The sequence below is a fragment of the Type-A symbiont of Plautia stali genome (genome assembly GCF_059731155.1).
This window is the reverse complement of the sequence record NZ_AP035891.1, coordinates 3,090,469-3,104,120: the sequence shown is the minus strand read 5'-3', so window position 1 is coordinate 3,104,120 and position 13,652 is coordinate 3,090,469. Positions and strand designations below refer to the sequence as shown.

The following is a 13,652-nucleotide window of genomic DNA, read 5'->3' as shown; positions in this document are numbered from 1 at the left end:
TGTTTCTCTGATTATCGAAAGAGGTCAATGTGAAATTTGAATTAGATACCACGGACGGGCGCGCGCGCCGTGGCCGTCTGGTCTTTGATCGCGGCGTCGTGGAAACCCCGGCGTTTATGCCGGTCGGCACCTACGGCACGGTCAAAGGCATGACGCCGGAAGAAGTGAAAGAGACCAGCGCGCAGATCCTGCTGGGTAACACCTTCCACCTGTGGCTACGCCCGGGGCAGGAGATCATGAAACTGCACGGCGACCTGCACGATTTCATGCACTGGCAGGGACCGATTCTGACCGACTCCGGCGGCTTCCAAATGTTCAGCCTCGGCGATATCCGTAAAATCACCGAAGCCGGAGTGCATTTCCGCAACCCCATCAACGGCGATCCGATTTTTCTCGACCCGGAAAAATCGATGGAGATTCAGTTCGATCTCGGCTCCGACATTGTGATGATCTTCGACGAATGTACGCCGTATCCGGCGGACTGGGATTACGCTAAACGGTCGATGGAGATGTCACTACGCTGGGCACAGCGCAGCCGCGACCGCTTTGACGCGCTCGGTAACAAAAATGCGCTGTTTGGCATTATTCAGGGCGGGGTTTACGAAGATTTACGTGATGTCTCGGTTAAAGGTCTGGTAGAGATTGGCTTTGATGGGTACGCTGTGGGCGGTTTGGCGGTGGGTGAACCGAAAGAGGACATGCACCGCATCCTGGAACACGTCTGTCCGCAAATTCCGCAAGACAAACCGCGTTATTTGATGGGCGTCGGCAAACCGGAAGATCTGGTGGAAGGCGTTCGCCGCGGTATCGATATGTTTGACTGCGTCATGCCAACGCGTAACGCGCGCAATGGCCATCTGTTCGTCACCAATGGCGTGGTGAAAATCCGCAATGCGAAATACAAAGATGACACCGCGCCGCTGGATGCGGAGTGTGATTGTTACACCTGTCGCAATTACACGCGTGCCTACTTGCATCATCTTGATCGCTGTAACGAAATACTGGGCGCACGTCTGAACACCATCCACAATCTGCGCTATTACCAGCGTCTGATGGCGGGTTTACGCCAGGCCATCGAAGAGGGTAAATTAGAGCACTTTGTTAGCGAGTTCTACCAACGGACGGGCAAAGCGGTTCCACCGTTAAACGTCTGATAATTCTATCAATGAGGGAAATTTAATGAGCTTTTTCATTTCTGACGCCGCGGCCGCAGCTGGCGCTCCGTCTCAGGGAAGTCCGTATTCTCTGGTGATCATGCTGGTGGTTTTTGGTCTGATTTTCTACTTCATGATCCTGCGTCCACAGCAGAAGCGCGCCAAAGATCACAAAAAGCTGATGGATTCCATCTCCAAAGGTGATGAAGTGCTGACCAACGGTGGCTTGGTGGGCCGCGTAACGAAAATGGCTGAAACCGGCTACATCGCTATCGCCCTGAACGACACCACTGAAGTAGTGATTAAACGTGATTTCGTAGCCGCCGTTCTGCCGAAAGGTACAATGAAGGCGCTGTAATTTATTCTTCCCGAAGGGAACTGCCGTGTTAAACCGTTATCCTTTGTGGAAGTACATCATGCTGGTCGTCGTGATTCTCGTCGGCCTGCTTTATGCGCTTCCTAACCTCTATGGTGAGGATCCGGCCGTTCAGATCACTGGTGCGCGCGGTGGCGCCGCCAGTGAGCAAACGTTGGATCAGATCCAGACCGTATTAAAACAAGATAATATCCAGAGCAAATCCCTCGCGCTGGAAAATGGTGCCATCTTGGCCCGTTTCGCTAATACGGATATTCAGCTGCGCGCGCGTGAAGCCATCACCAATGCGCTGGGCGAAGATTTCGTCGTGGCTCTCAACTTGGCCCCTGCCACACCGCGCTGGTTGACCATGCTGGCCGCTGAACCGATGAAACTCGGCCTCGATCTGCGCGGCGGCGTGCACTTCCTGATGGAAGTCGACATGGATACTGCCCTCGGCAAGCTGCAGGAGCAGAATGCTGATGGCCTGCGCAGCGATCTGCGCGAAAAAAATATCCCTTACACCAACGTTAGCAAAATCGCTAACTACGGCACCGAAATACGCTTCCGCGACGGCGCCAGCCGTGATGCGGCCATCAGCTACCTGACGCCGCGCCATCGCGACCTGGTGATCACCAGCGCTGGCAGCGACACGCTGCGTGCGATGATGATCGATGCGCGTCTGAGCGAAGCGCGCGAATATGCGGTGCAGCAGAACATCAACATCCTGCGTAACCGTGTGAACCAGCTGGGTGTGGCTGAGCCGCTGGTACAGCGTCAGGGCGCTGACCGCATCGTGGTTGAGCTGCCGGGTATTCAGGATACCGCGCGTGCCAAAGAGATTCTGGGTGCTACCGCAACGCTGGAGTTCCGCTTGGTCAACACCTCGGTGGATCCGAGCGCAGCCGCCAGCGGCCGCGTGCCGGGTGACTCGGAAGTGAAAAAGACGCGTGAAGGTCAGCCGGTGGTACTGTACAAGCGCGTGATTCTCACCGGTGACCACATCACCGACTCGACGTCCAGCATGGATGAGTACAACCAGCCGCAGGTGAATATCTCGCTTGATGGCGCCGGCGGTAACATCATGTCCAACTTCACCAAGGACAACATCGGCAAGCCGATGGCGACCCTGTTTGTGGAGTACAAGGACAGCGGTAAGAAAGATGCGAACGGTCGTGCGATTCTGGTGAAGCAGGAAGAAGTGATTAACGTGGCGAACATTCAGTCACGCCTCGGCAACAGCTTCCGTATTACCGGTATCAGCAACCCGAACGAAGCGCGTCAGCTGTCGCTGCTGCTGCGTGCCGGTGCGCTGATTGCGCCAATCCAGATTGTGGAAGAACGGACCATCGGTCCAACCATGGGCCAGCAGAACATCACGCAGGGCCTCGAAGCCTGTCTGTGCGGTCTGATCGCCTCCATTATCTTTATGGTGGTGTTCTATAAGAAGTTTGGTCTGATTGCGACCAGCGCACTGCTGTGCAACCTGGTGCTGATTGTCGGCATCATGTCACTGTTACCGGGCGCAACGCTCACCATGCCGGGCATTGCCGGTATCGTGCTGACGCTGGCGGTCGCGGTGGATGCTAACGTGTTGATTAACGAACGTATAAAAGAAGAACTGCGTAACGGACGCTCGGTACAGCAGGCGATTCATGAAGGCTATAAAGGCGCCTTCTCCAGTATCGTCGACGCCAACGTCACCACGCTGATTAAAGTTATCATTCTTTATGCGGTCAGTACCGGCTCGATCAAGGGGTTTGCGATCACCACGGCTATCGGTATCGCGACTTCCATGTTCACCGCTATCGTCGGCACCCGTGCCATCGTTAACCTAGTGTACAGCGGCAAACGCATCAATAAGCTGTCTATCTGAGGAGTGCGTTGTGGCACAGGAATATAGTATTGAACAGCTGAACCATGGGCGTAAAGTCGTCGACTTTATGCGCTGGGACACGCTGGCCTTTATCATCTTCGGCCTGCTGATTGTGGCGTCCATCGCCATTATCGGTGTGCGCGGCTTTAACTGGGGGCTCGATTTTACCGGCGGGACGGTGATTGAGATCAACCTTAAGAAGCCGGCGGATCTGGATGCGTTGCGTGACGGGCTGGTGAAGGCAGGCTTTGAGGAGCCGCTGGTACAGAACTTTGGCAGCAGCCGTGATGTGATGGTGCGTATGCCACCGACCACCGGCAATGCAGGCCAAGTGCTGGGCAACAAAGTGGTTGCCTCGATCAATCAGACTACGCAGCAGAACGCGACCGTGAAGCGGATTGAGTTCGTGGGCCCGAGCGTGGGCAGCGATCTGGCGCAGGCCGGGGCGATGGCGCTGCTGTCGGCGCTGATTGCGATTCTGATCTACATCGGCTTTCGCTTTGAGTGGCGTCTGGCGCTGGGCACCGTGCTGGCGCTGGCGCACGACGTGATCATCACCTGCGGCATTCTGTCGCTGTTCCACATCGAGATCGATTTGACGATTGTGGCGTCGCTGATGTCGGTGATTGGTTACTCGCTCAACGATAAGATCGTGGTTTCCGACCGTATTCGTGAGAACTTCCGCAAAATCCGTCGCGGTTCTTCTTACGACATTACTAACGTGTCGCTGACCCAGACGCTGAGCCGTACGTTGATCACCTCAATCACCACGCTGGCGATGATCCTGATCCTGTTCATCTTTGGTGGCGCTCTGCTGAAAGGCTTCTCGCTGACCATGCTGATCGGTGTCACCATCGGTACCATTTCGTCGATCTACGTGTCGTCCGCGCTGGCGCTGAAGCTGGGCATGAAGCGTGAACACATGCTGGTGCAGAAAGTGGGGAAAGAGGGCGCCGATCAGCCTTCGATTCTGCCGTAATTGTGCTGGAGAAATGAAACGAGCTGCCTGAGTGCAGCCCGTTTTTTATGCCTGACGCCAGAATTACTGGCCTGCAACGACCGTGCCGCTGGCGTCCGTCACCGCCTGCACATCATGCACACGCACGTAACCGAGCTGACCCGGCGCCAGCCCGCTGAGTCGCAGCGGTACGCTGACCGAACTGCGCGGCATCAGACTGGCGGGCACGGTAATGGTCTGGCTCAGGCTGTCGGCGTTCAGCGGCTTGCCGCTGGCGGGATCCATTTCGCACCATACCACGCGGGCGATGAGTGCCGGCACCGGCTTATCATCGGTTGAACGGATATTCAGGTTAGCGCGGCTGCCGCTGGCTTCCCCAGCTGCGTCTGCAGCTCTACCGGCGTATTCGCCTGCGGGAGTAACCATGCGCCCTGCGTCAACTGGCTGTTGAGCTGCCCCTGAATCTCCAGCGCGCTGGCCTGACTGGTCAGTTTACGCATCTGCTGGTTGAGCTGGCTCACTTCCTGATGCAGCGCTTTGACCTTAGGTGAAGCGGGGGGGGGGGCAACCACTGAGCACCAGCGCAGCAAGCGCTGCTGGTACCCAAATCATCCTGAACGTCATGCAATGTCCTTCCGGTTATTTAGGGATACGTAAAACCTAGCCGGGATAGATCTTATCAGGATGCGTCAGCATTGGCTTGTTCGCTTCAAAGATCTTGTTGTATTCGTTCGGCGTGCCGTACACCTGCTTCGAGATAGCGCTCAGGGTATCGCCTTTTTTCACCGTGTAGAATTCGGCCTGCGTGGCGCTGTCACTGGTGGTGACGTTATCTTCCACTTTGGTGATGCCGGCCACGTTACCCGCCGCCACCAGAATCTTCTCTTTCAACTCCTGCGAGATATTATTCACCGCTGACCTTCACGGTATCGCCCTGGACATCGACTTTCACTTTATCGCTGTCGGGCAGGCCGAGTTGATTAATGTGCTCCTGTAGCTTTTTGCTCTGGTCATCGCCGCCTGACACTGCATCCCACAGTTTTTCACCCGCTTCTTTGACGAAATTGAATAAACCCATATATCCTCCTGTCATTAAGCCGGATTGGCTCTCTAAGCTTAGTAACTTTTCACGGTTTGCTGTAACCGTCAGGCGTCGCTGTGAGCCAGGTGGCGATTCTGCGCCCTGTATTTTGTTGCAACCGGGAACGCGCTACACTATCTGCCCCCAATTCTCGCGACAGGAAACGTCATGCATTGCCCATTCTGCTCCGCTGTGGACACCAAAGTGATTGATTCACGTCTGGTTAGTGAGGGCTCCTCAGTGCGCCGCCGCCGCCAGTGCTTGGTATGCCATGAGCGTTTTACCACCTTTGAAGTGGCCGAGCTGGTAATGCCGCGCGTGGTGAAAAGCAACGACGTGCGCGAACCCTTTAACGAAGATAAGCTGGCCAGCGGCATGATGAAGGCGCTGGAGAAGCGTCCGGTGAGGGCGGATGCCGTCGACAACGCGGTCAATAACATCAAAACCCAGCTGCGCGCCACCGGCGAACGTGAAATTCCCAGCAAGCTGATTGGTAACCTGGTGATGGAAGAGCTGAAGAAGCTGGATAAAGTCGCTTATATTCGCTTCGCATCGGTGTACCGCAGTTTTGAAGATATTCGTGATTTTGGCGAAGAGATCGCCCGCTTACAGGATTAATCCATGACCGATGCGCACTACATGGCGCGCGCGCTGGAACTGGCGCGGCGCGGACAATATACCACCACCCCGAATCCTAACGTCGGCTGCGTTATCGTGCGCGACGGCGAGATCGTTGGCGAAGGCTGGCATCAGCGCGCCGGTGAACCGCACGCGGAAGTGCACGCGCTGCGCATGGCCGGTGACCACGCATGCGGTGCGACCGCGTATGTCACGCTGGAACCCTGCAGCCATCACGGTCGGACTCCGCCGTGCTGCGATGCGCTGATTGCTGCGGGCGTCAGCCGGGTGGTCGCGGCGATGCAGGATCCTAATCCGCAGGTGGCCGGGCGCGGCTTGTATCGTTTACAGCAGGCCGGCATCGAAGTGAGTCACGGCCTGATGATGAACGAAGCGGAAGCGCTCAATCGCGGTTTTCTCAAACGCATGCGTACCAGTTTTCCGTGGATTCAGCTCAAACTTGGTGCCTCGCTGGATGGCCGTACCGCCATGGCCAGCGGCGAAAGCCAGTGGATCACTTCCGCAGCGGCAAGGCGTGATGTGCAACGTTTACGTGCCCGCAGTTCAGCTATCCTTACCACCAGCGCCACCGTGCTGGCGGACAATCCGTCGCTGACGGTACGCTGGAATGAACTGAGTGAGACCGTGCGCCAGCAGCTGGATGAGAGCCAGCTGCGTCAGCCGGTGCGAGTGGTGATCGACAGCCAGCAGCGCGTGACGCCACAGCATCGTTTGATCGCCCAGCCCGGCGAAACTTGGCTGATGCGCACGGAGGCTGATGCACAAAGCTGGCCGTCGGGCGTGAGCCAGATTGAGGTGCCGCCGCGCGGTGAGCAGCTCGATCTGGTGGCGATGATGATGCTGCTCTGTCAGCGTCAGATCAACAGCGTGTGGGTCGAGGCCGGTGCCGGTCTGGCCGGTGCGCTGCTGCAGGCCGGGCTGGTGGATGAACTGATCGTTTATCTGGTCCCGAAACTACTGGGTAACGCCGCGCGCGGCCTGTGTGCGCTGCCGGGACTGGAAACGCTGGCCGATGCGCCAGCGCTGAATTTTAGCGACGTGCGTCAGGTCGGCGACGATTTACGGCTAATTCTGACACCACGCTGAGCATGCACGGAAAAGCCTGAGCGCGTTGCCGAAGAGTATGATAAAATCCGCCCCCTTCTGCGGGGCCATAAAACAAACACCCAAAGGATATGTATGAAAGTTATCGAAGCTGCTGTTGCCACGCCTGATGCCAATATTGCCATCGTAATCGCGCGTTTTAACAATTTCATCAATGACAGCCTGCTGGACGGTGCAGTTGACGCGCTGAAGCGTATTGGCCAGGTCAAAGCGGAAAACATCACCGTGGTCTGGGTTCCGGGCGCTTATGAGCTGCCGCTGGCGGCACGCGCTCTGGCGAAAACCGGTAAGCACGAGGCGATCGTCGCGCTGGGCACGGTGATCCGTGGCGGTACCGCTCACTTCGAATACGTGGCGGGTGAAGCCAGCTCCGGCATCGCTCACATAGCGATGAACAGCGAGATTCCGGTGACCTTCGGCGTCCTGACCACCGAAAACATCGAGCAGGCAATTGAACGCGCCGGCACCAAAGCGGGTAACAAAGGCGCCGAAGCGGCCCTGACCGCACTTGAAATGATTAACGTATTGAAAGCCATCAAAGCCTGATTTTTGTAAGGGGAATTTTGTGAAACCTGCTGCTCGTCGTCGCGCCCGTGAGTGCGCTGTCCAGGCGCTTTACTCCTGGCAGTTGTCTAACAACGACATTGCCGATGTGGAATACCAGTTTCTGGCGGAACAAGACGTCAAAGACGTCGATATTAGCTATTTCCGCGAACTGCTGGCCGGTGTGGCGACCAACAGCGCGTTCCTAGACGGCCTTATGAAGCCTTACCTGTCGCGCCAGCTGGAAGAGCTGGGCCAGTTAGAAAAAGCCATCCTGCGCATTTCGCTCTATGAACTGAGCAAGCGTGACGATGTGCCGTACAAAGTGGCGATCAACGAAGGTATCGAACTGGCCAAAGTGTTTGGTGCTGAAGACAGCCACAAATTTGTCAACGGCGTGCTGGATAAAGCCGCTCCGCAAATTCGACCGAACAAAAAATAAGTGCAAAAGGCCGGCTCACCGGCCTTTTTTCATTGAGACCTGACTTATGTCCTGTGGTGAATTCGAACTGATCGCACGTTATTTTAACCGCGTCACCAGCTCCCGCCGCGATGTGGAGAAGGGAATTGGTGACGACTGCGCGTTACTTAACGTGCCGGAAAAACAGACGCTGGCCATCAGCACCGATACGCTGGTGGCGGGCGTGCATTTCTTACGTGATATCCATCCGGCCGATCTCGGCTACAAAGCGCTGGCGGTTAACTTGAGCGACCTGGCTGCGATGGGCGCCGATCCGGCATGGTTAACGCTGGCGTTAACCATGCCCGAAGTGGATGAGCCCTGGCTGGCGGCGTTCAGCGACAGCCTGTTTGAGCTGCTGGATTACTACGATATGCAGCTGATCGGCGGCGATACCACGCGCGGGCCGCTCAGCCTGACGCTGGGCATTCATGGCCTGGTGCCGGCGGGCCGTGCGCTGAAGCGCGCCGGGGCCAAACCGGGTGACTGGATTTTTGTCACCGGCACGCTGGGCGACAGCGCTGCCGGCCTGTCGCTGCTGCAGCACCATCACCGCCTGAACGATCTGGCGGTGCATGAAGTGCTGATCAAGCGCCATCTGCGCCCGATGCCGCGCGTGCTGCAGGGCCAGGCGCTGCGCAATCTGGCGACGTCAGCCATCGATCTGTCCGATGGCCTGATCTCCGATCTCGGCCATATTCTCACCGCCAGCCGCGTTGGTGCCCGCATCAATCTGGATGCGCTGCCGCTGTCGGCCGCGTTGCGCGATCACTTCAAGCCTGAGCAGATGCTGCGCTGGGCGCTGAGCGGGGGTGAGGATTATGAGCTGTGCTTTACCGTGCCGGAAGTCAATCGTGGTGCGCTGGATGTGGCGCTGGGGCATCTTGGCGTGGCGTATACCTGCATCGGCCAGATCGCGCCGGAAGCAGAAGGGCTGACGCTGCTGGAGAACGGCAAGCCGCGCAGTTTCCATCACAAGGGATTTGATCACTTTGACGCTAAATAAAGATGTGGCCAAAAGCCGTCTGCGCATGGCCAATCCGTGGCACCTGCTGGCGACCGGTTTTGGCAGCGGCCTGAGCCTGATTATGCCCGGCACCGCCGGTTCAATTGCCGCCATTCCCTTCTGGTGGCTGATGACGCTGCTGCCGCTGCAGCTGTATTCGCTGCTGGTGCTGATTGGCATCAGTGTGGGTGTCTACCTGTGTCACCGCACCGCGCGTGATATGGGCGTGCACGACCATGGCAGCATCGTGTGGGATGAGTTCATCGGCATGTGGATTACGCTGATGGCGATACCGGCGATGAGCTGGCAATGGGCGCTGGCCGGCTTTGTGATTTTCCGTATTTTCGACATGTGGAAGCCGTGGCCGATTCGCTGGTTCGACCGTAACGTGCATGGCGGCATGGGTATTATGGTCGATGACATTATCGCCGGGGTCATTTCAGCGGCGATTTTGTATGGGTTGGGGCTGGTGCTTTAATGCGCCAGGTGCGCATGAATGCGCACCCTACAGAAAACGTCGTCAGGAATGCGTTGCCCACAGCCAGAGTCGCCATACATGGGTTGCCTGTTCAATCAGGTCGTCCTAAAGGCGGCCTGGTTAAACACTTACTCGAATCCCACCACCGGATGCGGTTGGTAGACGCTCTCCAGCTCGGCGATATCGGTTGAACTCAGCTCCACGTCTACGGCTTTCACCAGCTCGGCAAACTGCTGCTCGCGCGAGGCACCAATAATCGGCGCGGTAACCACCGGCTTATGCAGCAGCCATGCCAGCGCCACCTGCGCGCGCGTCACGCCTTTGTCCGCAGCCACCGTTGCCAGCCGTTCAGCAATTGCCGCGTCATTCTCTTCGGTGCCGGTATAGAGTTTTTCCATTACGTTATCCGACACCGAACGCGCAGTGGTTTCTCCCCCCGGACGCGTCAGCTTACCGCGTGCCAGCGGGCTCCACGGCAGCACCGCGATGCCTTCGAGCTGGCACAGCGGATGCACCTCCTTCTCTTCTTCGCGCTGAATCAGGTTGTACTGATCCTGCATACTGACAAAACGCGCCCAGCCATTCTGCTGCTGTATGATGCGGCGTGCGATATTTGAAGCCAAAACGTGCGATAAATGGCAGGCTACTTTTGTTTCCATCAGTGCAACGAAATTACACTGTCATTTTTCATCAAAGCCATTTTGGCCTGTTCGAGCATTCCGGTTAACTGGACAATATTTGTAGATGCTGGTCAATGAAACATCATACAGTAATGCAAGCTGTTTTCTGCTATGACCATTCGCCAATAATTTTTGAGCTTCCTGTTGCTGTGCAAAAGATAGCGACTGAGGTCTGCCGCCAATACGTCCTCTGCTTCTCGCTGCAGCTAAACCAGCCTGAGTACGTTCAACAATCAGTTCGCGCTCCATTTGTGCTAACGCGCTCATCACATGAAAGAAAAAACGGCCTGCGGACGTAGAGGTATCAATGGCATCCGTCAAACTATGAAAATGAATACCTTCATCTTCCAGATTGGATATTAAAGTAATCAAATGTTTAATGCTGCGACCCAGCCTGTCGAGCTTCCAGACCACCAGAGTATCCCCCGATTTCAGGCAGTTTAACGCGCGTTTTAATCCGGGTCTCTGGTCTGTTTTTCCACTGATTTTATCCTCAAAAATCTGTTCGCAATTTGCACAAATCAAGGATTTTTGCTGTAAATCGGTGTTTTGGTCATTTTTTGACACCCTCATATAGCCAATTTTTGCCATTTTAGCCCCTAATCCTCCCTCCGAAAGCCTTGTCATCGCTGGTTTTGGGCAAAATATTAGCTAAATTCCCGATTTAAGAAAACCTTGGTTTAACGGAAACGGTAGATTGTGCAAAAAATGCACTGGATAAACGGACTGGCGGAACGGTCAATGGTGACATTATGTCACAGGGGGCCAGATCACCCTGAAGGGGGATGGCCGCAAGCATCTGGGTATTCATAATCAGGATGATAGCGTTCGCATGTGGCTCTACAAAGACAAGGGCGGTGATGGCGTTCGGCTAAACAATGGCAATGACGGCGGCGGCGATTATATTTTTCATAAAGATGGCGGTTTTCGTGCCCCTTCTTCCATATATGCCGGAGCCGCAAGGATAGCCTCTGACGGCAATATCTACGGTAGCATGTGGGGCAATCAGTGGCTGGACGCTTACCTGAAAAAGACCTTCCAGCCCAAAGGGGCCTACGGCAAAGCGAATACAGCGAAGCTCGGGGTCAATGGATGGTTTAAATGCGGGGACACGGGATTGATTATCCAGTGGGGTAAAACTGATAGCGAAAACTTTGACAGGAAAATCCTTCCGCTGCCCCTTCCGTTTCCAAATGAAGGTCTGTGGGCGCTGGGCTGGGTTGCTGAAGCTATAGGGATGGGTGAAGATCTATGTTCACACTCTGCCGGATTAGTCGATAAGGCGCATATCAAGGTTACAACTGACTACAACCTGGCTACAGCCAGGATAGCAATAGGATATTAATCATGTATTACTACAGTCCGGGTGAAAATGCTTTTTTCCCTGAAGAATTAAAACAGGACTATATCAGGGCAGGCAGCTTTCCCAAAGATACCGTTGAAGTCGGTGATGATGTCTGGCTGGAATTTGCAGGCAATCTGTCTCCCAAAGGTAAGCAGCGTATAGTTGGTACGGATGGTTTTCCAGCATGGGGAGATATACCACCACCAACAAAAGAAGATCTGATATCAGCAGCAGAGAAGCGAAAATCCTCGCTGATGCAGATTGCTACCGCCGCCATTGCACCTCTTCAGGACGCCGTAGACCTCGATATGGCAACGGATGCCGAAAAAGCGTTACTGCTGTCCTGGAAAAAATACCGCGTGCTGCTTAATCGTATCGATCTCAGCGCAGCCACGGATATCGACTGGCCAGACCTCCTTCAGAAACCAATCGCCAGAACCACGGTTTCAAGGCTGTTATCCACCGTCACCCTGACGATCCCGTTATCGACCAGATGGGCTGACTGTGATTGACGATCTGCATGAAAATTTATCGCAGAAGCAACATAGCCGATACAGAACAATCCCGCGCTGGGAAATTTCATGGGCAACGGGAAATCATAGGTTCCTTCCCTTTTATCTTTTCCATATCTTGCCCACTGGATAATCAACCCCGTGTCCCCGCATTTCCACCATCCGTTGACTTCCATTTTCGCGGTATTCGCTTTGCCGTAGGCCCCTTTAGGCTGGAAGGTCTTTTCCAGGTAAGCGTCCAGCCACTGATTGCCCCACATGCTACCGTAGATATTGCCGTCAGAGGCTATCCTTGCGGCTCCGGCATATACGGAAGAAGGGGCACGAAAACCGCCATCTTTATGAAAAATATAATCGCCGCCGCCGTCAATACCGTTATTGATGTGTATTCCATCACCGCCCTTATCTTTCCAGATATAGGCGCGCACGTTGCCATCAGCATTCGCGAGAATAAAAGGCTTACTGTTATCCCCCTTCATTCCGATTTGGCCACCCTGTGAAAGAATGTCGCCATTGACCGTTCCGCCAGTCCGTTTATCCAGTGCATTTTTTGCACAATCTACCGTTTCCGTTAAACCAAGGTTTTCTTAAATCGGGAATTTAGCTAATATTTTGCCCAAAACCAGCGATGACAAGGCTTTCGGAGGGAGGATTAGGGGCTAAAATGGCAAAAATTGGCTATATGAGGGTGTCAAAAAATGACCAAAACACCGATTTACAGCAAAAATCCTTGATTTGTGCAAATTGCGAACAGATTTTTGAGGATAAAATCAGTGGAAAAACAGACCAGAGACCCGGATTAAAACGCGCGTTAAACTGCCTGAAATCGGGGGATACTCTGGTGGTCTGGAAGCTCGACAGGCTGGGTCGCAGCATTAAACATTTGATTACTTTAATATCCAATCTGGAAGATGAAGGTATTCATTTTCATAGTTTGACGGATGCCATTGATACCTCTACGTCCGCAGGCCGTTTTTTCTTTCATGTGATGAGCGCGTTAGCACAAATGGAGCGCGAACTGATTGTTGAACGTACTCAGGCTGGTTTAGCTGCAGCGAGAAGCAGAGGACGTATTGGCGGCAGACCTCAGTCGCTATCTTTTGCACAGCAACAGGAAGCTCAAAAATTATTGGCGAATGGTCATAGCAGAAAACAGCTTGCATTACTGTATGATGTTTCATTGGCCAGCATCTACAAATATTGTCCAGTTAACCGGAATGCTCGAACAGGCCAAAATGGCTTTGATGAAAAATGACAGTGTAATTTCGTTGCACTGATGGAAACAAAAGTAGCCTGTCATTTATCGCACGTTTTGGCTTCAAATATCGCACGCCGCATCACCGGTAACGTTGCCTGCGTTCACCCTGATGGATGGCGATGCGGGAGAAGATAAAGCGGTAATTTAAGCGGTGCGCATGAATGCGCACCCAACATAAACCGTGCCATCAACCTGTAGATACC

At 54.7% G+C, this 13,652-nt stretch carries 16 protein-coding genes and 2 pseudogenes; 13 read left to right on the top strand and 5 right to left on the bottom strand.

Annotated elements, in window-relative coordinates; translation table 11 throughout:
• Positions 1-29 precede the first annotated feature (29 nt).
• From tgt to secF, 4 genes are read left to right on the top strand one after another with little or no spacing between them, the layout of a single operon-like run.
• A complete protein-coding gene (tgt, locus tag AC6I8M_RS16395) occupies positions 30-1,154 on the top strand; it encodes a tRNA guanosine(34) transglycosylase Tgt (RefSeq protein WP_010618345.1) in 1,125 nt (374 codons plus the stop codon).
• 25 nt (positions 1,155-1,179) lie between these two features.
• Positions 1,180-1,512, top strand: a complete 333-nt coding sequence (gene yajC, locus AC6I8M_RS16390) for a preprotein translocase subunit YajC (RefSeq protein ID WP_010618346.1) — start codon at positions 1,180-1,182, stop codon at positions 1,510-1,512.
• A 25-nt stretch (positions 1,513-1,537) separates the two neighbouring features.
• Positions 1,538-3,385: a protein translocase subunit SecD gene (secD, locus tag AC6I8M_RS16385; RefSeq protein ID WP_010618347.1), complete on the top strand. Its 1,848-nt coding sequence runs from the start codon at positions 1,538-1,540 to the stop codon at positions 3,383-3,385.
• Positions 3,386-3,395: 10 nt separating this feature from the next.
• Positions 3,396-4,364, top strand: a complete 969-nt coding sequence (gene secF, locus AC6I8M_RS16380; protein ID WP_010618348.1) for a protein translocase subunit SecF — start codon at positions 3,396-3,398, stop codon at positions 4,362-4,364.
• A 63-nt stretch (positions 4,365-4,427) separates the two neighbouring features.
• Here the strand turns inward: secF and AC6I8M_RS16375 are convergent.
• Together AC6I8M_RS16375 and lysM are read right to left on the bottom strand one after the other, a co-directional pair.
• A pseudogene (locus AC6I8M_RS16375) lies at positions 4,428-4,967 on the bottom strand (SadB/YajI family lipoprotein).
• A gap of 36 nt (positions 4,968-5,003) precedes the next feature.
• A pseudogene (gene lysM / locus AC6I8M_RS16370) lies at positions 5,004-5,421 on the bottom strand (peptidoglycan-binding protein LysM).
• A gap of 171 nt (positions 5,422-5,592) precedes the next feature.
• On the opposite strand from lysM, the gene nrdR reads away from it, so the two are divergent.
• The 6 genes from nrdR (at position 5,593) to pgpA (ending at position 9,654) form a co-directional block, all read left to right on the top strand.
• Complete coding sequence (gene nrdR / locus AC6I8M_RS16365; RefSeq protein WP_010618349.1) at positions 5,593-6,042, top strand: transcriptional regulator NrdR; 450 nt, start codon at positions 5,593-5,595, stop codon at positions 6,040-6,042.
• Positions 6,043-6,045: 3 nt separating this feature from the next.
• Positions 6,046-7,149 carry a bifunctional diaminohydroxyphosphoribosylaminopyrimidine deaminase/5-amino-6-(5-phosphoribosylamino)uracil reductase RibD gene (ribD, locus tag AC6I8M_RS16360; protein WP_010618350.1) on the top strand — a complete coding sequence of 368 codons (1,104 nt, stop codon included), beginning with the start codon at positions 6,046-6,048 and terminating at the stop codon, positions 7,147-7,149.
• 93 nt (positions 7,150-7,242) lie between these two features.
• Positions 7,243-7,713 carry a 6,7-dimethyl-8-ribityllumazine synthase gene (gene ribH / locus AC6I8M_RS16355; RefSeq protein ID WP_010618351.1) on the top strand — a complete coding sequence of 157 codons (471 nt, stop codon included), beginning with the start codon at positions 7,243-7,245 and terminating at the stop codon, positions 7,711-7,713.
• 19 nt (positions 7,714-7,732) lie between these two features.
• Entirely contained in the window at positions 7,733-8,152 is a 420-nt protein-coding gene (gene nusB / locus AC6I8M_RS16350) for a transcription antitermination factor NusB (protein ID WP_010618352.1), read from the top strand.
• Between the two features lie 46 nt (positions 8,153-8,198).
• Positions 8,199-9,176, top strand: a complete 978-nt coding sequence (thiL, locus tag AC6I8M_RS16345; protein ID WP_010618353.1) for a thiamine-phosphate kinase — start codon at positions 8,199-8,201, stop codon at positions 9,174-9,176.
• Complete coding sequence (pgpA, locus tag AC6I8M_RS16340) at positions 9,163-9,654, top strand: phosphatidylglycerophosphatase A (RefSeq protein ID WP_010618354.1); 492 nt, start codon at positions 9,163-9,165, stop codon at positions 9,652-9,654. Before thiL ends, pgpA begins: the two co-directional genes overlap by 14 nt.
• A gap of 128 nt (positions 9,655-9,782) precedes the next feature.
• On the opposite strand, the gene AC6I8M_RS16335 is transcribed toward pgpA, so the two are convergent.
• A complete protein-coding gene (locus AC6I8M_RS16335; protein WP_498013508.1) occupies positions 9,783-10,313 on the bottom strand; it encodes an aldo/keto reductase in 531 nt (176 codons plus the stop codon).
• Between the two features lie 21 nt (positions 10,314-10,334).
• On the bottom strand, positions 10,335-10,925 hold the full coding sequence (locus AC6I8M_RS16330) for a recombinase family protein (protein WP_498013507.1): 591 nt from the start codon (positions 10,923-10,925) through the stop codon (positions 10,335-10,337).
• 178 nt (positions 10,926-11,103) lie between these two features.
• Here AC6I8M_RS16330 and AC6I8M_RS16325 point away from each other — a divergent pair, with 178 nt between their 5' ends.
• A complete protein-coding gene (locus tag AC6I8M_RS16325; RefSeq protein ID WP_498013827.1) occupies positions 11,104-11,679 on the top strand; it encodes a tail fiber protein in 576 nt (191 codons plus the stop codon).
• Positions 11,680-11,681: 2 nt separating this feature from the next.
• Positions 11,682-12,191: a tail fiber assembly protein gene (locus AC6I8M_RS16320; protein WP_022548508.1), complete on the top strand. Its 510-nt coding sequence runs from the start codon at positions 11,682-11,684 to the stop codon at positions 12,189-12,191.
• On the opposite strand, the gene AC6I8M_RS16315 is transcribed toward AC6I8M_RS16320, so the two are convergent.
• On the bottom strand, positions 12,098-12,670 hold the full coding sequence (locus AC6I8M_RS16315) for a hypothetical protein (RefSeq protein ID WP_498013493.1): 573 nt from the start codon (positions 12,668-12,670) through the stop codon (positions 12,098-12,100). The genes AC6I8M_RS16320 and AC6I8M_RS16315 overlap by 94 nt on opposite strands.
• A gap of 185 nt (positions 12,671-12,855) precedes the next feature.
• On the opposite strand from AC6I8M_RS16315, the gene AC6I8M_RS16310 reads away from it, so the two are divergent.
• On the top strand, positions 12,856-13,446 hold the full coding sequence (locus tag AC6I8M_RS16310) for a recombinase family protein (RefSeq protein WP_022548474.1): 591 nt from the start codon (positions 12,856-12,858) through the stop codon (positions 13,444-13,446).
• Positions 13,447-13,652: the final 206 nt, after the last annotated feature.